The sequence below is a fragment of the Streptomyces sp. LUP30 genome (assembly GCF_001746365.1).
Lineage (GTDB): Bacteria > Actinomycetota > Actinomycetes > Streptomycetales > Streptomycetaceae > Streptomyces.
The window spans coordinates 1-635 of record NZ_MJAJ01000126.1 but is presented as its reverse complement, the minus strand read 5'-3'; the positions used below and the strand labels follow the sequence as shown (position 1 = coordinate 635).

Here is a 635-nt window from a genome sequence, read left to right as displayed (position 1 = left end):
TGTGTTCAGCAGCGGGTGACAGCCCATGACGACTGCCGGGTTTCCCCATTCGGAAACCCCCGGATCAAAGCCTGGTTGACGACTCCCCGGGGACTATCGTGGCCTCCCACGTCCTTCATCGGTTCCTGGTGCCAAGGCATCCACCGTGCGCCCTTAAAAACTTGGCCACAGATGCTCGCGTCCACTGTGCAGTTCTCAAACAACGACCAGCCACCCATCACCCCCAACCCTTACGGCTGGAGTTCACTGAGGCCGGCATCATGAAGACAGACCTTGCGGCCGTGCCCTCAGACACCCAACAGCGTGCCCGACCCGGTCCCGCCCGGAGATCATGCTTTCCACGCCCCGAAGAGCAGTACTCGCAAGCCTCCGACCCGTGAACCGGACCGAATAATCAACGTTCCACCCATGAGCAACCAGCACCGGACGTTCGCCGATGAACTGGCCTCTGACCTCACCCCGTAGGGATCGGTGAGAAGTGCTCCTTAGAAAGGAGGTGATCCAGCCGCACCTTCCGGTACGGCTACCTTGTTACGACTTCGTCCCAATCGCCAGTCCCACCTTCGACAGCTCCCTCCCACAAGGGGTTGGGCCACCGGCTTCGGGTGTTACCGACTTTCGTGACGTGACGGGCG

Annotated in this window: 2 rRNA genes; both read right to left on the bottom strand. The window is 61.1% G+C overall.

Annotated elements, in window-relative coordinates:
* Positions 1-167, bottom strand: a 23S ribosomal RNA gene (locus tag BG482_RS39930); the annotation flags it as partial.
* Positions 168-489: 322 nt separating this feature from the next.
* A 16S ribosomal RNA gene (locus tag BG482_RS39925) occupies positions 490-635 on the bottom strand; the annotation flags it as partial.